At 70.5% G+C, this 22,202-nt stretch carries 19 protein-coding genes and 1 tRNA gene; 13 read left to right on the top strand and 7 right to left on the bottom strand.

Features of this window, described 5'->3' with window-relative positions; all coding sequences use genetic code 11:
• Positions 1-32: 32 nt before the first annotated feature.
• The 3 genes from GA0070561_RS06635 to GA0070561_RS06625 form a co-directional block, all read right to left on the bottom strand.
• Positions 33-839 carry a WecB/TagA/CpsF family glycosyltransferase gene (locus GA0070561_RS06635; RefSeq protein ID WP_091397518.1) on the bottom strand — a complete coding sequence of 269 codons (807 nt, stop codon included), beginning with the start codon at positions 837-839 and terminating at the stop codon, positions 33-35.
• Positions 836-1,951, bottom strand: a complete 1,116-nt coding sequence (locus GA0070561_RS06630; protein WP_181539286.1) for an NAD-dependent epimerase/dehydratase family protein — start codon at positions 1,949-1,951, stop codon at positions 836-838. The genes GA0070561_RS06635 and GA0070561_RS06630 overlap by 4 nt, the downstream gene beginning before the upstream one ends.
• A 64-nt stretch (positions 1,952-2,015) precedes the next feature.
• Positions 2,016-2,101 (bottom strand) — tRNA-Leu (locus GA0070561_RS06625).
• Between the two features lie 206 nt (positions 2,102-2,307).
• Here GA0070561_RS06625 and GA0070561_RS06620 point away from each other — a divergent pair.
• Genes GA0070561_RS06620 through GA0070561_RS06585 form a run of 8 tightly spaced genes read left to right on the top strand, consistent with a single transcriptional unit; the run spans position 2,308 to position 12,023 of the window.
• The gene (locus GA0070561_RS06620) at positions 2,308-3,096 is read left to right on the top strand and encodes an FhaA domain-containing protein (protein ID WP_007454122.1); all 789 of its coding nucleotides are present in this window, start codon (positions 2,308-2,310) and stop codon (positions 3,094-3,096) included.
• Between the two features lie 6 nt (positions 3,097-3,102).
• Positions 3,103-3,588, top strand: coding sequence for an FHA domain-containing protein FhaB/FipA (locus tag GA0070561_RS06615; protein WP_030487599.1), 486 nt, complete (start codon positions 3,103-3,105; stop codon positions 3,586-3,588).
• A complete protein-coding gene (locus tag GA0070561_RS06610; protein ID WP_091396359.1) occupies positions 3,585-5,060 on the top strand; it encodes a PP2C family protein-serine/threonine phosphatase in 1,476 nt (491 codons plus the stop codon). The genes GA0070561_RS06615 and GA0070561_RS06610 overlap by 4 nt, the downstream gene beginning before the upstream one ends.
• 30 nt (positions 5,061-5,090) lie before the next feature.
• On the top strand, positions 5,091-6,584 hold the full coding sequence (locus tag GA0070561_RS06605) for an FtsW/RodA/SpoVE family cell cycle protein (RefSeq protein ID WP_091396356.1): 1,494 nt from the start codon (positions 5,091-5,093) through the stop codon (positions 6,582-6,584).
• Entirely contained in the window at positions 6,581-8,086 is a 1,506-nt protein-coding gene (locus GA0070561_RS06600; protein ID WP_091396354.1) for a peptidoglycan D,D-transpeptidase FtsI family protein, read from the top strand. The genes GA0070561_RS06605 and GA0070561_RS06600 overlap by 4 nt, the downstream gene beginning before the upstream one ends.
• Position 8,087: 1 nt before the next feature.
• Positions 8,088-9,497 (top strand): serine/threonine-protein kinase, encoded by a 1,410-nt coding sequence (locus GA0070561_RS06595; protein WP_091396352.1) that lies wholly within the window; start codon positions 8,088-8,090, stop codon positions 9,495-9,497.
• On the top strand, positions 9,494-11,308 hold the full coding sequence (gene pknB, locus GA0070561_RS06590; RefSeq protein WP_091396350.1) for a Stk1 family PASTA domain-containing Ser/Thr kinase: 1,815 nt from the start codon (positions 9,494-9,496) through the stop codon (positions 11,306-11,308). The genes GA0070561_RS06595 and pknB overlap by 4 nt, the downstream gene beginning before the upstream one ends.
• A 19-nt stretch (positions 11,309-11,327) precedes the next feature.
• Complete coding sequence (locus GA0070561_RS06585) at positions 11,328-12,023, top strand: SanA/YdcF family protein (RefSeq protein WP_091396347.1); 696 nt, start codon at positions 11,328-11,330, stop codon at positions 12,021-12,023.
• 111 nt (positions 12,024-12,134) lie between these two features.
• Here GA0070561_RS06585 and GA0070561_RS06580 read toward each other — a convergent pair whose 3' ends face one another.
• The 4 genes from GA0070561_RS06580 to GA0070561_RS06565 are packed head-to-tail and all read right to left on the bottom strand — an operon-like array spanning position 12,135 to position 15,658.
• The gene (locus tag GA0070561_RS06580; RefSeq protein ID WP_091397512.1) at positions 12,135-12,785 is read right to left on the bottom strand and encodes an aminodeoxychorismate/anthranilate synthase component II; all 651 of its coding nucleotides are present in this window, start codon (positions 12,783-12,785) and stop codon (positions 12,135-12,137) included.
• A 2-nt stretch (positions 12,786-12,787) separates the two neighbouring features.
• The gene (locus GA0070561_RS06575; protein ID WP_091396345.1) at positions 12,788-13,069 is read right to left on the bottom strand and encodes a hypothetical protein; all 282 of its coding nucleotides are present in this window, start codon (positions 13,067-13,069) and stop codon (positions 12,788-12,790) included.
• Between the two features lie 4 nt (positions 13,070-13,073).
• Positions 13,074-14,861, bottom strand: a complete 1,788-nt coding sequence (locus GA0070561_RS06570) for a class E sortase (protein WP_091396342.1) — start codon at positions 14,859-14,861, stop codon at positions 13,074-13,076.
• Positions 14,858-15,658, bottom strand: coding sequence for a DUF881 domain-containing protein (locus tag GA0070561_RS06565; RefSeq protein ID WP_091396339.1), 801 nt, complete (start codon positions 15,656-15,658; stop codon positions 14,858-14,860). The genes GA0070561_RS06570 and GA0070561_RS06565 overlap by 4 nt, the downstream gene beginning before the upstream one ends.
• A 221-nt stretch (positions 15,659-15,879) precedes the next feature.
• On the opposite strand from GA0070561_RS06565, the gene GA0070561_RS06560 reads away from it, so the two are divergent.
• The 5 genes from GA0070561_RS06560 (at position 15,880) to GA0070561_RS06540 (ending at position 22,155) form a co-directional block, all read left to right on the top strand.
• Complete coding sequence (locus GA0070561_RS06560) at positions 15,880-16,146, top strand: cell division protein CrgA (RefSeq protein WP_091396337.1); 267 nt, start codon at positions 15,880-15,882, stop codon at positions 16,144-16,146.
• A gap of 206 nt (positions 16,147-16,352) precedes the next feature.
• Complete coding sequence (locus GA0070561_RS06555; RefSeq protein ID WP_091397508.1) at positions 16,353-18,551, top strand: (Fe-S)-binding protein; 2,199 nt, start codon at positions 16,353-16,355, stop codon at positions 18,549-18,551.
• A 103-nt stretch (positions 18,552-18,654) separates the two neighbouring features.
• Positions 18,655-19,980, top strand: a complete 1,326-nt coding sequence (locus GA0070561_RS06550) for a hemolysin family protein (RefSeq protein WP_244166077.1) — start codon at positions 18,655-18,657, stop codon at positions 19,978-19,980.
• Positions 19,973-20,974 (top strand): hemolysin family protein, encoded by a 1,002-nt coding sequence (locus GA0070561_RS06545; RefSeq protein WP_091396333.1) that lies wholly within the window; start codon positions 19,973-19,975, stop codon positions 20,972-20,974. Before GA0070561_RS06550 ends, GA0070561_RS06545 begins: the two co-directional genes overlap by 8 nt.
• 167 nt (positions 20,975-21,141) lie before the next feature.
• Positions 21,142-22,155 (top strand): C40 family peptidase, encoded by a 1,014-nt coding sequence (locus GA0070561_RS06540; protein WP_181539496.1) that lies wholly within the window; start codon positions 21,142-21,144, stop codon positions 22,153-22,155.
• The last annotated feature ends 47 nt before the right edge of the window (positions 22,156-22,202 follow it).

Here is a 22,202-nt window from a genome sequence, read left to right as displayed (position 1 = left end):
CCGGGTGGGGCCTCGCGTCGTACGGATCGGGGTCAGACCGAGAAGGTGGCCGGCCGTTCGGTGGCCGGGGCCGGCGGGCGGGCCTTCCACAGGCCGATCTTCTGCGCAGCGAGCCGGCTCAGGTAGGCCGGGTTGAGGATGACGTAGCGGCGCCAGAGCCGCTTCGGCTCCAGACCGAGGCGCCAGAACCACTCAAGGCCGACACGCTGCATCCACGGCGGGGGCTGGCGCAGCAGCCCGGCGTGGTAGTCGAAGGCCGCGCCGACCGCCATCAGCGGCATGTCGAGCAGCGGCCGCATGGCGTACGCGAAGACCTCCTGGCGCGGGCAGCCGAGCCCGACCAGGACCAACCGGGCGCCACTGGACCGGATCCGGTCGGCGATCTCGGCGTCCTCACCGGGCTGGACGGCACGGAACTTGGACGGCTCCACCCCGGCGATCTTCAGCGCGGGGAACATCCGCTCCAGGGCCGGGATCAACCGGGCGAGGGTCTCCTCGGTCGAGCCGTACAGGTAGACCGGCAGCCCTTCGTCGGCGAAGCGCGACAGCACGTGCAGGGTGAGGGTCGGCCCGTACACCCGGTCGCTGAGCCCGGCGTGGTGCAGCAGGTTGAGCGCCCATCGCACCGGCTGCCCATCCGGCGTGACCACGTCGAAGGAGTTGAGCCGCGCGTTGTGCGCCGGGTCGAGCACCCCGGTCATCACACCGTGCACGGCCAACGCGGTCAGCGCGAGGGGACGACGCTCGTGTGCCGCGGTCACCACCGCGTCGGTCGCCGTGGCGTAGTCGGTGGCGTCGACCAGGACGCCGAGCACGTTGCGCTTCGTCCGGGCGCTCATGGCTGGGCCACCCACTTGTCCACGTTGGCCTCGTAGATTTCCCGCAGGATCATCGGCACGTCGTAGGTGATCTTCCAGTCCGGATACTGCGCCTCGAACCGGGCCATGCTGCTCACGTACCACTGGTGGTCGCCGGTGCGGTTCTGCTCGACGTAGTTGATCCGCGCCTCGCGGCCGGCGATCTCCTCGGCGATCCGGAACGCCTCGATGTGTGAGGTGTTGGAGTGCCGGCCGCCACCGAGGTTGTAGACCTCCGCGGACCGCGGGGCCCGGAAGAACGCCTCGAACGCGGTCAGCACGTCGCGCGAGTGGATCGCGTCCCGGACCATCTTGCCCTTGTAGCCGAAGAGGTTGTACGTCCGGCCCTCCATGACGCAGCGCATCAGATAGGCCAGGAACCCGTGCAGCTCGGCCGCGGAGTGCGCCGGGCCGGTCAGCGTGCCGCCCCGGAAGCAGGCGGTCTTCATGTCGAAGTAGCGCCCGTACTCCTGGACCATCACGTCCGCGGCGACCTTGGAGGCGCCGAAGACCGAGTGCAGCGAGTGGTCGATCGACATCTCTTCGGTGATGCCCTGGTACCAGCGGTGGTCCTCGGGCAGCTCGTACCGGGTCTCCAGCTCGATGAGCGGCAGGCTGTTGGGCCGGTCGCCGTAGACCTTGTTGGTCGAGCAGTGGATGAACGGCGCGTCGATCGCGTGCCGGCGGGTGTTCTCCAGGATGTTGAGCGTGCCGCCGGCGTTCACGTCGAAGTCCGTGTACGGCTCCTTGGCTGCCCAGTCATGGCTCGGCTGGGCAGCGCTGTGGATCACCACGGCGATGTCCGAGCCGTACTTCTTGAACACCTGCTCCAGGCCGTCCCGGTCCCGGATGTCCACCGCGAAGTGGGTGTAGGCGTTACCCAGGTCACGGCCGAGCCGTTCCAGGCTCCACGAGGTGGAGCCGTCCTCGCCGAAGAAGTACCGGCGCATGTCGTTGTCGATGCCGACGACATCCAGACCGAGGCCGGCGAAATGCCGGACCGCCTCGGAGCCGATCAGACCACCCGACCCTGTCACCAACGCGACACTCACACGCCACTCCTGGTCCATCGGAGGCAGAATCCATCGGAGCATAGCGTGACGTCCAGCACGCCCCGATATGACGGAAGGGCCCCGCATGAAGCGGAGCCCTCGTCGGTGGTGGGGATGGGGGGAGTTGAACCCCCACGCCCTTTCGGGCACACGGACCTGAACCGTGCGCGTCTGCCATTCCGCCACATCCCCGTGGCACAACCCGGAACACTCTAGCCGCCCGGCCCCGCTGTCTCCAACGGGCCTCGGGAATACTACGCTGTCCCTGGCGCTCGCCACGAGCGATTACCGTTCGTGGCGGACGAAAGATTAGCACGACAGTCCCGGCCCTTCCGAACGGGTCGAGAGCAGCCGGCCGAGCGGCGTGTGAGCTGCGCGCGCGCCGGCCGGATACCATCATGTCCTCGGGACCCGAGGAGGAGCCGGTGAGCGTGCTGCAACGCTTCGAGAAGCGTCTGGAAGGCCTGGTCGAAGGGGCCTTCGCCAAGGTCTTCAAAGGGGTGGTCCACCCCGTGGAGATCCTCAACGCCATGCAGCGGGAGGCCGAGGCGCACAAGGCGATCCTGGCCGGTGGGCGCACGTTGGTGCCCAACCGCTACGTGATCGATCTCTCGCCGTTCGACCACAGTCGGCTGGCGCCGTACGCCGCCGCGCTGGCCCAGGAGTTGGCCCAGTCGCAGGCGGAGTTCATCGGCGAGCAGGCGTGGACGGTCTACGGCGACGTGATCGTCGAGATCGAGCGAGGCGAGGGCCTGGACACGGGCATGTTCCGTGTCACGGCCGAGGTCTACACCGGCGGCGAGGTCGCCCCGGTGTCGGCACCCGGCTACGACGCCGGCCCGCCCGCCTACCCCGCGTACGACCAGGGCGGTGGCTACGGCCCGCCGCCCGGGCACGGTGGCGGTCGCAACGTGCGGCTGGTCTCCGGCGACGGGCGCACCTACCCCCTCCAGATGGGGTCGACGGTGATCGGTCGCGGCGACCAGGCCAACCTGCGTCTGCCCGACGTCGGCATCTCCCGGCGACACGCCCGGCTGGATTTCGACGGGGGCCAGGTCGTGCTGACCGACCTGGGTTCGACCAACGGCACCATGGTGAACGGGCAGCGGGTCTCCGCCGTCGCGCTCAACCCCGGTGACATGGTCCAACTCGGGACGACGACGCTGACCTTCCGCGTGGACGGCTGACCCGCCTTGCCGGAACTGGTCATCACCGTTGCCCGGTTCGGGTTCCTGATCCTGCTGTGGATCTTCGTGTTCACGGTGGTCGGCGTGATCCGCCGGGACCTCTTCGCGGGCGCCCGGTCCGGTCGCCTGGTGGCCGCGCCACGCGCGGTGGGCGCCTCGACGGGGCAGGCGGCCAAGCCAGCGAAGGTGAAACGGGGCAGAGCGGCGCACCAGCTCGTGGTGACGGCCGGTCAGCTGGCCGGCACCAAAATCACTCTCGGTGAAGCGCAGATCACCATCGGTCGGGCTGAGGACTCCACCCTGGTCATCACCGACGACTACGCCTCAGCGCGACACGCCCGGCTCGTGCCGCGTGAAGGGCAGTGGTACGTCGAGGACCTCGGCTCGACTAACGGCACGTACCTCGATCGCGCTAAGGTCTCCGGACCAACCCCCGTCCCCCTCGGCGTGCCGATCCGGATCGGCCGCACTTCCCTCGAATTACGGCCATGACTCTGACCCTGCGCTATGCGGCCCACAGCGACCGCGGTCTGATCCGAGACGGCAATCAAGACTCCGTCTACGCCGGGCCGCGGTTACTCGCCGTTGCCGACGGCATGGGCGGTATGGCCGCCGGTGACGTCGCCAGCAACATCGTCATCGGTGCCATGGCGCCGCTCGACGAGGACGTCCCGGGGGACGCTCTCGTCGATGCGTTGCGTTCGGCCGTGGGCACCGCCAACCAACAACTCCGCGACACGGTGGACGCCAACCCACAGCTGGAGGGGATGGGCACCACGCTGACGGCGACCCTCTTCACCGGCAGCAAGCTGGGGATGGTCCACATTGGCGACTCGCGGGCCTACCTGCTGCGCAATGGCGAGTTCGCGCAGATCACCAAGGACGACACCTACGTCCAGATGCTGGTCGACGAAGGCCGGATCAGCGCCGAGGAGGCGAGCAGTCACCCGCAGCGGTCGCTGCTCACCCGTGCCCTCGACGGTCGGGACATCGACCCGGAATACTCGGTCCGCCAGGTCATGCCCGGCGACCGGTACCTGATCTGCAGCGACGGCCTCTCGGGCGTGGTGAGCGCCGAAACCATCGGCGAGACCCTGCGGGAGTACACCGACCCGCAGCAGTGCGTCGAGCGGCTGGTGCAGCTCGCGCTGCGCGGCGGTGGGCCGGACAACATCACGGTGATCATCGCCGACGCCACGGATCAGGACATCGTCGAGGCGACCCCGATCGTGGGCGGCGCCGCCGCCCGGGACCGGGGCATGGCGACCTCCGCCGACGACTCGACTCCGGCCGCCCGAGCCTCGGCGCTCTCCGCGCCGCGTCCGGCCGCGCCCGAGGAGCCGGCGGCCTCCGACGATGACGCCGACCGGCCGAAGCGACGCCCGGTCCGGACCGCCGCCATGGCGCTGGCCCTGCTGGTGATCGTCGGCGGTGCGGCGTTCGGTGGTTGGACCTACACCCAGCGGCAGTACTACGTGGGAGCCACCGAAGAGGGCCAGGTTGCCGTCTTCCGCGGTGTCCAGGGTCAGATCGCGGGGATGGACCTGTCCAGCGTGCACCGCCGCAGCGGCACCCGCCTGGACGACCTCACGGTCGCCGCACAGGACACCGTCAAGGTCGGCATCCGGGCCAAGAGTGAGCCGGACGCCGAGCGTCAGCTCGCCGAGCTGACCAGCGACACGCCGAGCAACCCCAACCTGAAGCCGCTCTGCCCGCTCGACCCGACCGCCGCCGGGGTCAACACGCCGACGCCGACGCCGACTCCGGTCGGTACGACGCCGACCCCGAACGGCAGCCCGAGCGTCAACGCGTCGCCGACCCCCAACGGGGTCGTCAGCGCAAGCCCGACCGCCGGTGCCACCACCGCTCTCGGTGGGGCCGGCGCGACCACCACACCCGACGTCACGCCCTCCGACTCGGCCACGCCGGCGCTCGACCCGGCCGGCTGCCGGTCTCCTGAGTGAGCGTCGGCTGAGATCCTGAGGACCCCACCCGTGACCGTAGCGGCCACACCGGCACCCTCGCCCGCCACTGCGGGCGAGCAATCCGGCGTACGCCTGGCGCGGTCGCGCCGCAACGCCGAGCTGTACCTGTTGTTGCTCGCGATGGTGCTGGTGGCCGCGTACGGGGCGACCGTCGAGGCGAACCTGCTGGACACGGTCACCCCGGACTTCTGGATGCCGGCCGCCGCGCTCGGCGCGGTCTTCCTCGGCCTGCACCTGGTCATCCGGTTCCTCGCCCCGTTCGCCGACCCGGCGCTGCTGCCGGCGGTGGCCCTGCTCAACGGGCTCGGGGTGGGCTTCCTGCGCCGGATCGACCTGGGCGACGCCCCGGTGGCCGAGCGGGAGAGCCTGGCCGTCTTCGCGGGGCAGGGCGGGCGTCAGCTCGCCTGGACGCTCGGTGCGGTGATCCTCGCCGCCGCCCTGCTCGCGATCATGCGCGACCACCGGTCGATCTCGCGGTACGCGTACACCCTGGGGTTGGCCGGCATCGTGCTGGTGATGATCCCGGCGGTGCTGCCGTCGAGCATCTCCGAGATCAACGGCGCGAAGCTGTGGATCCGCGTCGGCAGCTTCTCCATCCAGCCGGGTGAGTTCGCCAAGCTGGCGCTGCTGGTCTTCTTCGCCTACTACCTGGTGCGCAAGCGTGAGGTGCTCTCGCTGGCCAGCCGGCGTTTCCTCGGCATCGACTTTCCGCGTGGTCGCGACCTCGGGCCGGTGGTCGGCGTCTGGCTGATCAGCGTCCTGGTGCTGGTCTTCGAGAAGGACCTGGGCACCTCGCTGCTCTACTTCGGCATGTTCGTGGTGACGCTCTACATCGCCACCGAACGGGTCAGCTGGCTGCTGATCGGCCTGGTCCTCTTCTTCGGCGGCGCGTACCTCGCCTACGTCCTCGGCTCGACTGTCGGCGGACCGTTCGCCAACTTCTACGTGCGGGCGGAGATCTGGCTCGACCCATTCGCCGACCCGACCGACAAGGGCTACCAACTCGTCCAGGGCCTGCTCGCCCTGGGCACAGGCGGGCTCTTCGGTGCGGGGCCGGGCGGCGGTCAGCCGGAGATCCTGCCCGAGGTGCAGAACGACTTCATCTTCGCCGGCATCGGTGAGGAGATCGGCCTCTTCGGCCTGTCCGCGCTGCTGGTCGTCTACCTGCTCATCGTGGAGCGCGGGCTGCGTGCCGCGCTCGCGGTACGGGACTCGTTCGGCAAGCTGCTGGCCGGCGGTCTCGCGTTCACCCTCGGCCTCCAGGTCTTCGTGATCGTCGGCGGGATCAGCAAGCTCATCCCGCTGACCGGTCAGACCACCCCGTTCCTGTCCGCCGGCGGGTCGTCGCTGATGGCCAACTGGCTGCTCATCGCGGTGCTGCTGCGGGTCTCCGACGGCGCCCGCCGACCGGTGACCGGAGGAGGCGGCGGTAAGGCGGCTCGTCCCAGCGGCGGCCCGCCCGAGCAGCTGCACGGTGCTCCCACGGAGGTGATCAAGCCGTGAACGCACCCCTGCGCCGCGTTGGCGTCGTCGTCATGGTCCTGTTCGGTCTGCTCTTCGCCAACCTCAACTGGATCCAGGCCTACAAGGCGGACGAATACCGGACCAGCGACTACAACGGTCGGGTCCAGGTCGCCGAGTACGACCGCAAGCGCGGCAATATCGAGGCCGGCGGCACGGCCGTGGCCACGAGCAAGGAAACCACCGGCAACCTGAAGTTCCTGCGCACCTATCCCAGCGGCGCCAAGTACGCCCACGTGCTCGGCTACAAGCCGGTCAACCTGGCCGACCAGGGCATCGAGCGGGTGGAGAACGACTTCCTGGCCGGCACCAGCGACCAGCTGATCGGTGACCGGTTGAAGGACATGTTCACCGGGGACGACACCGGCGGCGGCAACGTGCTGCTCACGCTCTCCAAGCGGGCCCAGGACGTGGCGTACGACCAGCTGCGCAACAACGAGGTGGGCGCGAAGCGCGGCGCGGCGATCGCCATCGACCCGCGTACCGGTGCCGTCCAGGCGCTGGTCTCCATGCCGAGCTTCGACCCGAACCCGCTGGCCAGCCACGACACCAACGAGGCAGCGGCGGCGCACAACAAGCTGGAGCGGGACCCGGAAGGTCCCCTGAAGAACCGCGCGCTTTCCGAGACACTGCCGCCGGGCTCCACCTTCAAGATCGTGGTTGCGGCGGCGGCGCTGGAGAACGGGGTCACCAAGACCACCCAGATCCCGGCCGGTTCCAGCTGGACACCACCTACGTCGGGCACCCCGATCCGTAACGCCGCCGCCTCGATCTGCCCCGATCCGAAGGTCACCCTGCTGGATGCGGTCACCTACTCGTGCAACACCGGCTTCGCCCAGCTCGGTGTGCGGCTCGGCGCGGAGACCGTCAAGGAGAAGGCCCGGCAGTTCGGCTTCGAGCAGGAGGACCTGACCGTCGGTCAGCTCGGTGAGGGCGGCCTGCCCACGGCGGCCAGCCGGACCGGGGATATCCAGAACCCGGACGGCAGCACCGACCAGGCCGCACTGGCCCAGTCCTCGATCGGCCAGAACAACGTCCGGATGACGCCCCTCGAAGGCGCCATGATCGCCGGCGCGATCGCCAACAACGGCAGTCAGATGCGGCCGTACCTGGTGCGGCAGCTGCTCGCTCCGGACCGGACCACCAGCTACTACAGCGCGAAGGCGCGGGAGCTGCGCCAGCCCGTCGAGCCGCAGGTCGCCTCCGACCTGCGCGAGATGATGGTGAGCGTGGTCCGGAACGGCACCGGCAAGACTGCCGCGATCAATGGCTACACGGTCGGCGGCAAGACCGGCACCGCCCAGTCCGCCCCGGACCGACCCGACCACGGCTGGTTCATCGGCTTCGCCCTGGACAAGAACGGCAACCCCGTCTCCGCGGTCTGCGTGATGCTGGAGCAGGCCGGCCCCGGTGGTAGCGCCGAGGCCGCTCGGATCGCCGGTCAGATCATGAAGGCCGCCATCGCCGACCCAGGGGGTCGCTGACATGCTCAGCCCCGGCGTGCAGCTCGGCAACCGCTACCGTCTCGACGAGCGGATCGCCAGCGGCGGCATGGGCGACGTCTGGCGTGGCACCGACCAGGTGCTCGGCCGGACGGTCGCGGTGAAGAGCCTGCTCCCCGCCCTGCTCGACGACCCCGACTTCGGTGAGCGGTTCCGCGGCGAGGCCCGCACCATGGCCACCATCAACCATCCCGGCGTGGTGGACGTCTACGACTTCGGCAACGACCAGCAGATCGCCTTCCTGGTCATGGAGTACGTCGAGGGTGACGCCCTGTCGTCCACGTTGAGTCGGGTCGGCCGGCTCACTCCGGCGCGGACGATGGCCCTCGTCGCGCAGGCCGCCGACGCGCTGCACGCCGCGCACGAGAAGGGCATCGTGCACCGTGACGTGAAGCCGGGCAATCTGCTGGTCCGGCCGAACGGCACGCTGGTGCTGACCGACTTCGGCATCGCCCGCTCCGACATGGTCGGCCAGCTCACCGCCGCCGGTTCGGTGCTCGGCACCGCCTCGTACATCTCGCCGGAGCAGGCCACCGGCGGCGTGGCCACCCCGGCGTCCGACGTGTACGCCCTCGGCGTGGTCGCCTACCAGTGCCTGGCCGGTCGGCGGCCGTTCGAGGGCGACAACCCCCTCGACATCGCGATGCGGCACGTCCGGGAGACGCCCCGGCCACTGCCGGCCGACATTCCTCCGCAGGTGCGCGCCCTGGTCGAACGGGCGTTGGCCAAGGACCCGGCCGCCCGCTGGCCGAGCGCCGCCGCACTCGCCGGGGTCGCCCGTCAGCTCAAGGCCGCGCTCTCCCAGCAGGCTCGGGCCGGCGCCAACTCCGGGCCGGTCTCCGCGGCGCCCGCCTCACCCGCGGCACCCGGCCGGGCCCAGGTGCCGCAGGCGCACCAGATGCGTCCGCCGGCTGCCCGCCCGCCGGTGGCCGGAGCGAGGCCGACAGCTATCGCACCCGCCCAACAGCCACGCCCCACCGCCGTCGCGCCGGCCGTCCAGCCCGTCCGGCCGCAGAGCGCACCGAACGGCTACCCACGCGGTGCGGCAGCGGTGCCGTCCGGACCACCCCGGCAGGAACACCCGCCGGCGTACGTCCGGCAGGCCGGCCCGGCGACACCGTCACCCCAGCCCCAGCGGTCGCGGCCTGGGATGGTGCTTCTCGCCATCCTGCTGGCCGTACTGGTCCTGCTCTGCTCTGGCGTGATTTCCTACAACCTACGGAAGCAGTCGCAGGCCGGTGTATCCGCCGGGCTGGCGCCGCGCACCGTGGCGTCCGGCGCGCTACGACTCGACGGACGCGACGATCCGACCTGGACGTCGTACCGTCGGGAGGTACGACTCCAGCCGGACGACGGCGGGACGACGACGAGCGAAGGACGACAGACGCGATGACAGCGCAGGCCCGCCTGCTCGGTGGCAGGTACCAGGTCGGCGAGCTGCTCGGCTATGGCGGCATGGCCGAGGTGCACCGTGGTCGCGATCTCCGGCTCGGTCGGGACGTCGCGATCAAGATGCTCCGCACCGACCTCGCCCGGGACGCGACGTTCCAGATGCGGTTCCGCCGGGAGGCGCAGAACGCCGCCTCGCTCAACCACCCGGCCATCGTGGCGGTCTACGACACGGGCGAGGAGACCGCGCCAACCGGTGAGACGCTGCCGTTCATCGTCATGGAGTTCGTCAACGGGCGGACCTTGAAGGAGGTCCTCGGGGCCGAGGGGCGACTCCAGCCGCGCCGCGCGCTGGAGATCTGCGCCGACATGTGCGCCGCACTGGAGTTCAGCCACCGGCACGGCATCATCCACCGGGACATCAAGCCCGGCAACGTGATGCTCACCCAGACCGGCCAGGTCAAGGTGATGGACTTCGGCATCGCCCGGGCTCTGGCCAGCGGCGCGACCACCATGACGCAGACCAGCGCGGTCATCGGCACGGCGCAATATCTGTCCCCGGAGCAGGCACGCGGCGAGGCCGTCGACGCCCGCTCCGACGTGTACGCGGCCGGTTGCGTGCTCTTCGAGCTGGTCTGCGGGCACCCGCCGTTCGTCGGGGACAGCCCGGTCAGCGTCGCCTACCAGCACGTACGGGAGACGCCGCCGACGCCGAGCGACATCAACCCGGACGTCACCCCGGCCGTCGACGCGATCGTGCTCAAGGCGCTGTCGAAGAACCCGCTCAACCGCTACCAGAGTGCCGGCGAGATGCGGGCCGACCTGCTTCGCGCCGCCGCCGGCCGGCCCGTGCTGGCCACCCCGGTGCTGCGCGAGGCGGAGACGGTGGCGATGGCCCCGGCCGGCGGTGGGGGCGGCTATCCGCCTTCCGGCCGTGGGCCGCAGACCGGGCAGATCCCGGCCCGGGTGGGCGACCCCCGTCAGCGCAAGGCGTCCTCCTGGCTGATCGCGATGTTCAGCGCGGTCGGCGTACTGGCGGTGATCGCCCTGGTCGCCGCCCTGCTCTGGAACATGCAGGGCAAGGACCTGAAGTCGGTGCCCACCCTCACCGGCAAGGCCCGGGACGTGGCGATCGCCGAGATCCAGAAAGCCGGCCTGTCCGCACAGGTCGGCGACCCGGTGTTGGCCAGTGACTGCACGGTGGGCACCGTCGTTCAGCAGAACCCGCCGCCGACCACCCAGGTGGAGCAGAACCGCACTGTCACCATTCAAATTTGTGGCGGCAAGCCCGAGGTGCGTGTCCCCGCCGGGCTCAAGGGCAGCAAGCGGGAGAGCGCCATCGCCCGGCTCACCGAGGCGAAGCTCAAGTTCGACGTCAAGACGGTGAACGCCGAGGCGAGCGAGGACGAGGTCCTGGAGGTCGACCCGCCCTCGGGCGAGAGCGTTCCCGAGGGCACGATAGTCACGCTTACGGTCTCGAACGGCAAGGTGCAGAAGGTGCCGGACGTCGTCGGACTGGGCCAGGAGGAGGCCACCCGCGTCCTCAAGAACGCCGGCTTCACTGTTGTCGTACAGAACGGGCCGGAGGTGCCCGCCGCCCAGGCGGGGAAGGTCACCGACCAGAGCCCGAACGGCAACGACAAGAAGCCCACCGGCACGAAGGTGACCATCAAGGTGAGTCAACCGGAACCGGAGACCGACCCGACGCCGACGATCACGCCGACGACCACACCGACGGGCACGCCGACCACTCCCGGTAACGGGGGCGGCATCGGTCTGCCATTCCCACCCCCGCCCAGCCGGCCCCAGGACTAGGCCACCTCCGGGCATCGGCATGACCGAGGCGGAAGCGTCCCCGGCCGGGCCGGTGCGGCGGTGGCCACGACGCCTCCGCCGGCTGGCCGTCGCGGGCCTCGTCGTGCTGGTGCTCGCCAGTTCGCCATGGCTGTGGACGACGCTCGCCGCACGCGGCCACCTGTACGCCGCCGCCGACGCGCCGGCCGCCGACGTGGTGATCGTGCTCGGCACCGAGGTGGCGGCCGATCGGCGGCGGCCGGGGGACCGCCTCGCTGGCCGCCTGGACACCGCCGCCGAGTTGGTGACCAGCGGGCGGGCCAAGGTGGTCCTGGTGTCGGGCGACGGCGGTGGCGCGTCTGGCGACGAGCCGGCGGTGATGACGACGTACCTGGCCGAGCGGGGTGTCGACAGGCGTCGGGTGGTGGCCGACCCGTTCGGCCTGGACACCTACGACAGCTGCGCGAGAGCGCGGGAGGTCTACGGCGTCGAGCGGGCCCTGATCGTCACCCAGTCGTACCACCTGTCCCGGGCGGTGACGCTGTGCCGGCAGTTCGGCCTCGACGTCGACGGGGTGACCGCCCGCTGCGACGGTTGCAGCGCTGCCCTGCTCGCCGAGAAGTCGGTTCGGGACTACTTCGCCAGTGGCAAGGCGGCGTGGGACGCGGTGCGCGACCGACCGCCCGCGGTGCGCTCGCCAGCGGACCCCGCGATCCAGAAGGCGCTGCGGGGCTGACCTACCAGCCCCTACTCCGCGATCTTGCACTTACTGTCGCGACACATAGGGCATCCCAGCCATATCGACGACCGAAACTGCAAGATCGGCGGGGTGGGGTGGGGTGGGGCCTCAGGCGGTGGCGAAGGCCGCCAGACGACGCGCGTCCACCTCGGCGGCCAGCGCGGGTGCCCGCTCCAGCGCCTCGGGGTGACCGCAACTGGCCAGCCAGTTGGCCAGCATCAGGTGACCGCCCTCGGTGAGCACCGACTCCGGGTGGAACTGGACGCCCTCGATGGGCAGCGTCCGGTGCCGCATCGCCATCACCACGCCGGAGCCGGTCCAGCCGGTGACCTCCAGCTCGTCGGGGAGCGTCTCGGGCAGCACTGCGAGCGAGTGGTACCGGGTGGCGGTGAACGGGTCGGGCAGACCGGCGAGTACGCCGACCGAGTGGTGTCGCACCTCGGAGGTCTTGCCGTGCAGCAGCTCGGGGGCGCGTGTCACGGTCGCCCCGAAGGCTTCGCCGATCGCCTGGTGGCCGAGGCAGACGCCGAAGATCGGCAGCTGGCCCGCGTACTCCCGGATGACGTCCAGGCAGATGCCGGCCCGGTCCGGGCTGCCCGGCCCGGGCGACAGCAGGATGCCGTCGGCGCCAACAGTGCCCACCTCGGCGACGTCGATCTCGTCGTTGCGGCGGACCTCGCAGTCCACGCCGAGCTGGCCCAGGTACTGCACGAGGTTGAAGACGAAGGAGTCGTAGTTGTCGATCACCAGGACGCGCATGGTCACCTGCTCGGGGAGGGAGGCGCTGGGTTGTTCTGGTCGGTGTCGTACGGCAGTTCGTGCTCGTCGCCGGTCGGGGTCTCCCCGGTCACCGGGTCGCCGCCGCCACCCGTCTCGGCGGGTACGCCGGACTCGACCTGCACGTCGTCGAAGGGCAGCAGGGGCTCGGCCCACGGGAAGGCGACGTACCAGAGCAGGGCCACAGTGGCGGCGACCAGCAGCACCGAGCCGGTCAACTTCCCGACCACGCCGAACGGCAGCTTGCGCCAGATGAACGCGTACATCGGGTCAGCCTCCCAGCTCCGCCGGGCGGCCAGCGGACTTGGGTTGGGTGCGGTCCAGCTCGGCGTGGATGATCAGCCGCTGGTAGTTGTCGAACTTCGGGTTGCACGTGGTGAGGGTGAGCATCCGCTTGGTCGCCTTCTTGTCCGGCTCGCCGGGCACCGGCGCCACCACCTCGACCTGGGTCGGCCGGACGATGCGGGACTGCGACACCCGGTAGACGTACCAGTCGGTCTTGCTCTCGACCACGATCGGGTCGCCCTCGTCCAGCTCGTCCAGCCGCCAGAAGGTGGCCCGGTTGCGGTGGCCGGCGACGGAGAAGTTGCCGACCTGACCGGGGAGCGCGCTGGTCGGGTAGTGGCCGGGGGCGAACCGGATGTCCTGCTGGGTGACCCCCTCGACGACGACCCAGTTCTTGTCGAGCTTGGGGATGTAGAGGCCCGCGAGCGGCTTGCCGCGTACCGGTGGGGAGGGTTTGACGCTCGGGCCCACCGACGGGGCGACAGTGGGGTCGTCGGTCGGGCCCCACGCCTGAGCCAGCTCGTTGTTGAGGTCGTTCTGGTGGGCGTCGACGATGGCCGACTTGCCCCAGACCTCGTAGCCGGCGAAGAGCAGGACCACCAGACCGAAGGTGATCAGGATTTCGCCGGTGACGCGGATACCGGTACGCAGTCGCGAGCCGAACGACGGTCGGGTCAGCTCGGAGTAGACGCTCTTGTAGCCCTCGCCGGTCTGGTGCGGCCGGAGTTGCACCACCCGCTCGCCGCGTCGGGGTTGGGGAGGGTCGGTGGGGTTGGCACCGGCAGGCTCATCCGGGACGGCGGTGCGGGGGACGGCACCCATCAACGCGGTCGAGTCCATGGTCGGTGGCCTGGTGGCAGGAGTGGCGGGCACTGCCGGAATCAACGCGGTGGCGGCCGGGTCCGCGCCACGATCCACGCCAGCGCTCGGCGGGACCCGGCCCGGCCCGGTCGGCGGAACCCGGCTGGGCCCGGTCGACGGGAAGCCTTCCGGCCCGGCCGCTGCGACGCGGTCGGGGCCGGCCGGGGAAACCGGGGCGGCCGGGGAGCCGGTGGGTCGGGCGGGCCGGGCGGTGACCTGCGGAATGTACGCGGTCGGCGAGTCGGCCAGCGGCGGCGTCGAGGGCCCGGAGGAGACAGGCCGGCTCGGCGTGCCGGAGGCCGCCGGTCGGGTCGGCATCGGCATCCCCGGCGTGGCCGGGCGGGTCGGTGCGGCACCTGGTGGGTTGCCGGCGCCCGGGGGGCGGGCTGGTGCGGCACCTGGTGGGTTGCCGGCGCCCGAGGGGCGGGTCGGTGCGGCACCTGGTGGGTTGCCGGCGCTCGGCGGGCGGGTCGGTGCGGCGCTGGGCGCGGTCGGTCGGGTGGACGCGGCGCTGGGCGCGGGGGGTCGGGTCGGGGCGTTGCCGGGGACAGCGGGCCGAACCGGGCCCTGGTTGCTGACGGTTGGTCGGCCGGGGGTGGTCGCGGGGGGAATCCCGGCTCCGCCGTGTGAGCCCGGCCCGGTAGCTGCACTGCCCGGCCAGGGCGGCGGCGCTTCCGCACCCGGGCGGCCCGGGGTCCCGGTCGGCTCGGGTCGAGTGGCGCTCGGCGGCGGTTGCTCGGCTCGCGGTGGCTGCTCGACTCGCGGCGGGTGCAGCACCGGCTCGGGCCAGTTGCTGGCCGGGGTCGGTCGGCCCGGTGCCGACTCGGACCGGTCGAACTTGGGCAGGAAGGCGGTCGGCTCGTCGGTCTGGTCCCGGTGTCGCCCGTCGCGTCGCTCGTCCGGCCCGCTCACTTGGGCACCGTAGCCGAGCGCAGGGCGGTGGAGTCCTCGAATGCGGGAACTCGCACCGTGGAGGCCGTCTCCTTGTAGCCAAGCTGGTAGTCGTCGACCGCGTCCTTGAACAACCGGACTCCCTGAGAGCTGGCGAGGGCCTGCTGGAGGGCAGCGGGATCGCCGATTGCTACGATCTTGAACGGTGGGGAGTACACCCGGCCGTGAAGTAGCAGGGTGTTACCGACGCAGCGTACCGCGCTGGTGGTGAGCACGCGGACATTCATGATTGACATGGCCTCGGCCCCGCCGGCCCAGAGCGCGTTGACCACCGCCTGGACGTCCCCCTGGTGCACCACCAGGTCGTCGTTGCTGGCGTCCGACTGCGTCTGGTCGAGCTGGGGCGCGTCGTTCAGCTCGACGGTGACCCCGGGCCCGCTGAGGGCGGTGAACCCGGCGTCCTGGAGGCTGCCCTGGGCGCGATTCTGCTGAGCCTTGATCGGGGCGTCCGAGCCGGCCAGCGTGTTGGTCCGTTGCTCGACCTCGCCGCGCAGCGTGGCGGCGCGGCGCTCGCTGGCGGCAACCTGTTCGCGGCGGTCCTCGATGAGCTGATTGAGCTGGGGGCGCCGGTCCTCCCGGAGAGCGGTGCCGCCCGCGGTGGTCGCGGTGGTGGTGAAGAGCAACCCGGCCGCCGCGGCGATCAGGGGCACCCCGATCGACCAGCCCGGACGGCGTTGGCGCGGTCGCCGGGGCAGCAGCCCGGCGGCAGCCCGTCGGAGGACCTTCTGCCAGGAGGTTGCGCCGGATGTGTACTCCACCGAGCGTTCCTTCCGCGTGTCGGGGATCGGTCCGTGCCGGCTGGGCCGGTGATGCGAACAGTCCCGCCTCTTTCGGTCACTCCGTGCACCGGCCTGACCCCATTCGTGGTCCAGGCGGCCAATCGGGACTACGCTAGCTCTCGAACATTATTGGCCATGGACCGTCGCCCCCGCGCCCGGTTGTCAGGCCGGACGAGGTCGTCACCCCTCTGGAGAGCGCCGTGCCCAAGTCTCAGGTCCGTAAGAAGAAGGTGTACACCCCGCCGACGGACGTCCGTCCGACGACTACGTCGTCGTCGTCGCGCAAGCCTAGCCCGGTGTGGTTGCCGATCACCGCGGTCGCGTTGATCGTCGTCGGGATCGGCTGGCTGGTGCTCTACTACCTGTCCGAGCAGGAGTACCCGGTCATGGCGTGGGGTTACTGGAACCTCGCCGTCGGCTTCGGTGCGATGGTCGCCTCGCTGGCGTTGCTCTCTCGCTGGCGCTGATCCGAGTAGACCGTCGCGTCGGCGGTCCCACGTCACCCCGTCGAGCCCCTGCCCGGCAGGATCGGGTGGGGCCCCCTATGGTGTGCGCAGGCAGCGCGGCCTACTGCGAGATGACTCACGTTACCGCTGGGTAACCTTCGCGTAGGCTGCACTGCATGACCGAGCAGAGCGAGGTCATCAGGCAGCAGACCGGGGAGGCCAACTCGATGGGCAGCGTCCAGATCGTCACCACGATCCTCGCGGCCGCCATCACCGCCGTGGCGGTGTGGCTTGCGGTGCGTGCGGTCCTGAAGATGGTGGCAGTCATCCGGCTCGGGCAACCCGCGCCGGAGCGGTTCTCTGACAAGGTCGCCCGCGCCAGGACGATGCTGGTGGAGACGGCCGGCCACACCCGGATGCTCAAGTGGGGCGTGGTGGGCGCCGCGCACTGGTTCGTGATGGTCGGCTTCGTCGTGCTGTCGCTGCTGGTGCTCGAGGCGTACTTCGAGGTGGTCACCACCGACGGCGGTCTGCCGATCATCGGGCACTGGACGATCTTCGGTCTCGTCACCGAGATCATCGGGGTGCTGGGTCTGGTCGGCATCCTGGTGCTGATGGCGATCCGGCTGCGCAACCGGCCGACCCGCCCGGGCGGGCGGTCCCGGTTCACCGGCTCGACCATGTGGCAGGGCTACTTCGTCGAGTGGATCGTGCTGCTGGTCCTGATCTTCGGCTTCGTGATCCGGGGCTTCAAGGTCGCCACCGACCACTTCGAGTTCCCGTTCTGGGCCACCCCGGTCAGCCACGCGGTCGGTGCGGTGCTGCCGGACTGGGCGGACGGCGTCAGCGTCGCCGCGGTCATCAAGATCATTATTTCGATGACGTGGCTGATCGTCATCTCCCTGAACGTCACGATGGGCGTCGCCTGGCACCGCTTCCTGGCGTTCCCCAACATCTTCTTCAAGCGGGAGCCGGCCAAGCCGGCCGGCTCCGGTCTCGGCGCGCTGCGCCCGATGACGAGCCAGGGCAAGCCGCTCGACTTCGAGGAGGCGGACCCGGAGAAGGACCAGTTCGGCGTCGCCCACGTCGAGCAGTTCAGCTGGAAGGGCCTCCTGGACTTCAGCACCTGCACCGAGTGCGGCCGCTGCCAGTCGCAGTGCCCGGCCTGGAACACCGGCAAGCCCCTGTCGCCCAAGCTGCTCATCCTGAGCCTGCGCGACCACGCGTACGCGAAGGCGCCCTACCTGCTGGCCGGCGGCGGCAAGGACCTGACCGGCGAGGAGAAGGCCACCCAGGCGCAGCTCGCCCACCTGGACGTGCTGGCCCTCGCCGAGGCGGACAAGCCGTTGATCGGCACCGCCGAGGAGGGCGGCGTCATCGACCCGGACGTGCTCTGGTCCTGCACCACCTGCGGTGCCTGCGTCGAGCAGTGCCCGGTGGACATCGAACACGTCGACCACATCGTCGACATGCGCCGCTACCAGGTGCTGATCGAGTCGAGCTTCCCCTCCGAGGCCGGCGTGATGCTGCGCAACCTGGAGAACAAGGGCAACCCGTGGGGCGCCCCGCAGAACACCCGCGAGGACTGGACCAAGGGCCTGGACTTCGAGGTGCCCCGGGTCGGCGAGGTGGACGACTTCGAGTACCTGTTCTGGGTCGGCTGCGCCGGCGCGTTCGAGGACCGGGCGAAGAAGACCACCCGCGCGGTGGCCACGCTGCTCAACGAGGCGGGCGTGAAGTTCGCGATCCTGGGCGAGGGCGAGACCTGCTCTGGCGACCCGGCGCGACGGATCGGCAACGAGTTCGTCTTCCAGATGCTCGCCCAGCAGAACGTCGAGACGCTGAACGAGGCGTTCGACGGCCGGGAGAAGGCCAAGCGCAAGATCGTGGCGACCTGCCCGCACTGCTTCAACACCCTGGGCAACGAGTACGGGCAGCTCGGCGGGGAGTTCGAGGTGGTCCACCACACCCAACTGCTCGCGCACCTGGTCGCCACCGGCAAGCTCACGCCGGTGCAGCCGGTCGACGGGGGCGTCACCTACCACGACCCCTGCTACCTGGGTCGGCACAACCGCGTCTTCGCGGCCCCCCGGGAGGTCCTCGGCGACGCGATCGCGGGCGACCTGACCGAGATGCCGCGGAACAGCGAACGCTCCTTCTGCTGCGGTGCCGGCGGCGCCCGGATGTGGATGGAAGAGAAGATCGGCAAGCGGATCAACGTGGATCGCGTCGAGGAGGCCATGGCCACCGGGGCGAAGACGGTAGCGGTCGGCTGCCCGTTCTGCTCGACAATGCTCAACGACGGGGTCAACGGCAAGGGCGCCGGCGAGCAGGTCGAGGTGATCGACGTGGCCAGCGTGCTGCTCCGCTCGGTCAAGCCCGAGCAGCCGCAGGGTGGCAAGGAGACCGCGCCGATCGGCGGCTGAGACGCGTACCTCCGGGATCTGTTCATCGACGGCGGCGGCCCCTGAGGGCCGCCGCCGTCGTGCAAGAATCTCGCCGAGGTGAGGCGACATCGACGGCCTACTCTTGACGACGCTGTTGCCCCTGGTCGGCTTCGTAGCCCTGACCGCGGGCAACGCGTTCTTCGTCGCGGCCGAGTTCGCCCTGGTCACTGTCGACCGGGCGGAGATCGACCGGCGGGCCGCCGCGGGCGATCAGGCCGCCCTGACGGTACGCACAGCGCTGCGCGAACTCTCCTTCCAGCTCTCCGGGGCGCAGCTCGGCATCACCATCACCGCGCTGCTCACCGGCTACCTGGCCGAGCCGGCCCTGGCCCGGCTCTTCACCCCGCTGCTGCGCCCGCTGGCCGGAGACAGCACCGAGCGGCTCACCCCGTTCCTCGCGTTGGCCCTGGCCACGCTGATCTCCATGCTCTTCGGCGAGTTGGTGCCGAAGAACGCGGCGCTGGCCCGGCCCATGCCGGCGGCGCTGGCCACGGCCGGCCCGATGCACACGTTCTCCCGGACGTTCGGCTGGGTGATCCGGGGGTTGAACGGCTCGGCGAACCGACTGGTCCGGGCGCTCGGCGTGGAGCCGCAGGAGGAGTTGGCAAGCGCCCGCTCGCCGGAGGAGTTGGGCCTGCTGGCGGGCATCTCGGCGCGGGCCGGCGCGCTGCCCACGGACACCGCGATGCTGCTGCGTCGCACCATCCGCTTCGGTGACAAGCGGGCCGCGGAGGCGATGACCCCCAGGGTGGACGTGGTCGCGCTGCGCGCCACCGCCACCGTGGCGGAGCTGCTGGAGCAGTCTCGGCGGACCGGGCGGACCCGGTTCCCCGTGTACGAGGAGACCCTGGACCTGGTGACCGGTGTGGCCGGCGTGCCCGACGCGCTGGGCGTGCCGCTGGCCGACCGCGCGTCGACCCGGGTCGGCTCGGTGGCCCGCGAGCCGGTGTACGTGCCGGAGAGCCTGAACCTGGACGGTGTCCTGGCCGCGCTGAAGGCGGCCGGGGCCGACCTGGCCATCGTGGTCGACGAGTACGGCGGCACGGACGGCGTGGTGACGGTCGAGGACCTCGTCGAGGAGTTGGTCGGAGAGATCGCCGACGAGTTCGACCCGGCGAGCGTGGACGACCACGGGTCGGCCGAGCTGACCGTGCCGGGCGGTGAGCGCACCGTGCTGGTCGACGGTGTGCTCCGCTCCGACGAGTTGGCCGAGCAGACCGGCTTCCGGCTGCCCGAGGGGCCGTACGAGACCCTGGCCGGGTTCCTGATGGCCCAGCTCGGGCACATCCCGCTCGCCGGCGAGACGGTCGAGACGGACGGCTGGGAGTTCACAGTGGTCGAGGTGGAGCGGCACCGGATCGAGCAGGTCCGGGTGTTGCGCCCGGCGGATCCGGACGACGATGACTGAGCTGCTGGTGACAGTGCTGCTGCTGCTCGGCAACGGGTTCTTCGTGGGCAGCGAGTTCGCGCTCATCGCGTCCCGCCGGACGGTGATCGAGCCGCTGGCCGCCGGGTCGAAACGCGCCCGCTGGGCGTTGTCGGCGATGAACCAGATCCCGCTGATGATCGCTGGCGCGCAGCTCGGCATCACGGTCTGCTCGCTGGGTCTGGGCGCGATCGCCGAACCGGCGCTGGCTCACCTGCTGGAGCCGCCGTTCCACGCGGCCGGCCTGCCGGAGCGGGCGGTGCACCCGGTGGCGTTCGTGCTGGCACTGGGCGTGGTGGTCTTTCTGCACACGGTCGTCGGTGAAATGGTGCCGAAGAACATCACACTTGCCGGTCCGGAGGTCTCCGCGCTCTGGCTCGGCCCGGCGATGCTGGCATTCTGTGTGGCCACCAAACCGTTGTTGCTCGCGATGAAGTGGGCGGCCCGGCGGGTGCTCGCGTTCTGGCGGATCGAGGCGTCCGAGTCGGTGAAGACGGTGTTCACCGCCGAGGAGTTGGCGGGCCTGGTCTCCCAGGCGCGGACCGAGGGGCTGCTCGACGCGGAGCAGCACGCGCGGATCACCGGCGCGCTGGCCCTGCACGCCCGTACGGCGGCGGACGCGCTGCAACCGTGGTCGACGGTGGTGACGGTGGCCGAGGACGTCTCGCCGGCGTCACTGGAGGTGCTGGCGACCCGGACTGGCCGGTCCCGGTTCCCGGTGGTGCAGCGGTCGACCCGTCGGGTGCTCGGATTTGTACACGTCAAGGACGTGCTCGGATACGCCGGGCAGGGTCGCCGGTCCCCGGTGCCGGCGGACGTCTACCGGCCGCTGGCGGTGGTGCCGCCGGACCGTACGCTGGCCGACCTGCTGCTGGCGATGCGTCGCGAACGACGGCACATGGTGCTGGTCAGCGACGGGCGACGCCCACTAGGTGTGGTCACTCTTGACGATGTATTGACCGCAATCGTTGGGTGATGGACCAATACCCTTGGTGTGCAAGCGGTTGCACGACAGTGATGGTTACCGCGCTCGCCTTGATTACCGCCCGCAGCTTCCCTAATGTGGGGCACCGACCGCTGTGGGTCGTCTGCCTCGGCCCTTCCCTCACGCGAGGCGCCCGGCGGTCGGTTGCAAAGGAGTCGGTGCCGGTGGCAACCATGCCCCCTCATCGTCACGACCTGAACGCGTCTGCTCGCTCTGGTGGCCTGCGTCGCGTCGCGCACCGGGTGCTGATCCTGGTCGCCGCCGCGGCGGTTGGTGCCGGTCTGCTGACCGCGCCGGCACATGCCGCGCCCACGGTCGACGAGATCGAGGCGCAGATCGACAAGAAGTGGGAGCAGTTGGAGCCCACCATCGAGCAGTACAACAAGGTCCGGGCGCAGCTGAAGGTCAACCGGCAGAAGTCGGCGGACCTGCAGAAGAAGATCGAGCCGCTGGCGCTGCAGAGCGAGTTGGCGCTCAACCGGGTCGGCGACCTCGCCTCCCGCTACTACATCTCCGGCCCGTCGCACGACATCGGCGCGCTGCTGGTCAGCGCCAAGCCGGACACGCTCACCGAGCAGCTCACCATCCTCGACCGGCTCGCTTCGCAGGAGCGCAAGGAGGTCGAGGGTGTGCTGGCAGTGCGGGACAAGTACGACGGCGAGAAGCAGAAGCTGGACGCGCTGATCGTCACCCAGACCAAGCAGCAGAACGAGCTGGCGGCGAAGAAGAAGCAGATCGACGGCGAGATCAAGAAGCTCGAGGCGTCGATGCCGAAGACCACTGTGGTGACCGCGGCCTGCCCGACCATCAACGGGGTGGTCAGCGCGGCGGCCCGCACCGCGATCAAGACCGCCTGCGGCAAGGTCGGCAAGCCGTACGTCTGGGGTGCCACCGGCCCGAACTCGTTCGACTGCTCGGGGCTGACCCAGTACGCCTACAAGGCGGCCGGGATCTACCTCACGCACCACACCGGTGACCAGTGGAACGAGGGCAAGGCCATCTCGCGAGGCGATGCCCGCCCCGGCGACCTGGTCTTCTTCTTCTCCGGTCTGAGTCATGTCGGGCTGTATCTGGGTAACAACCAGATGGTGCACGCGCCACGTGCCGGTAAGCCGGTGCAGGTGTCCAGCATCAACACCATGCCCGTCGCCGGGTTCCGCAGACCCGGCTGATCCACCTCGCGCAACACGAAGGCCCCCGGTCACCGACCGGGGGCCTT

Source organism: Micromonospora saelicesensis, assembly GCF_900091575.1.
Taxonomy (GTDB): Bacteria; Actinomycetota; Actinomycetes; order Mycobacteriales; family Micromonosporaceae; genus Micromonospora; species Micromonospora saelicesensis.
This window is presented reverse-complemented; position numbering and strand designations above follow the sequence as displayed.

Excerpts from the sequence above, each read along its gene's own strand:
- GA0070561_RS06635 (WP_091397518.1), bottom strand. The coding sequence starts at position 839 with ATGAGCGCCCGGACGAAGCGCAACGTGCTCGGCGTCCTGGTCGACGCC.
- GA0070561_RS06545 (WP_091396333.1), top strand. The coding sequence starts at position 19,973 with ATGACTGAGCTGCTGGTGACAGTGCTGCTGCTGCTCGGCAACGGGTTC.
- GA0070561_RS06585 (WP_091396347.1), top strand. The coding sequence starts at position 11,328 with ATGACCGAGGCGGAAGCGTCCCCGGCCGGGCCGGTGCGGCGGTGGCCA.
- GA0070561_RS06620 (WP_007454122.1), top strand. The coding sequence starts at position 2,308 with ATGTCCTCGGGACCCGAGGAGGAGCCGGTGAGCGTGCTGCAACGCTTC.
- GA0070561_RS06630 (WP_181539286.1), bottom strand. The coding sequence starts at position 1,951 with ATGCTCCGATGGATTCTGCCTCCGATGGACCAGGAGTGGCGTGTGAGT.
- GA0070561_RS06575 (WP_091396345.1), bottom strand. The coding sequence starts at position 13,069 with ATGTACGCGTTCATCTGGCGCAAGCTGCCGTTCGGCGTGGTCGGGAAG.
- pknB (WP_091396350.1), top strand. The coding sequence starts at position 9,494 with ATGACAGCGCAGGCCCGCCTGCTCGGTGGCAGGTACCAGGTCGGCGAG.
- GA0070561_RS06555 (WP_091397508.1), top strand. The coding sequence starts at position 16,353 with ATGGGCAGCGTCCAGATCGTCACCACGATCCTCGCGGCCGCCATCACC.
- GA0070561_RS06595 (WP_091396352.1), top strand. The coding sequence starts at position 8,088 with ATGCTCAGCCCCGGCGTGCAGCTCGGCAACCGCTACCGTCTCGACGAG.
- GA0070561_RS06580 (WP_091397512.1), bottom strand. The coding sequence starts at position 12,785 with ATGCGCGTCCTGGTGATCGACAACTACGACTCCTTCGTCTTCAACCTC.
- GA0070561_RS06610 (WP_091396359.1), top strand. The coding sequence starts at position 3,585 with ATGACTCTGACCCTGCGCTATGCGGCCCACAGCGACCGCGGTCTGATC.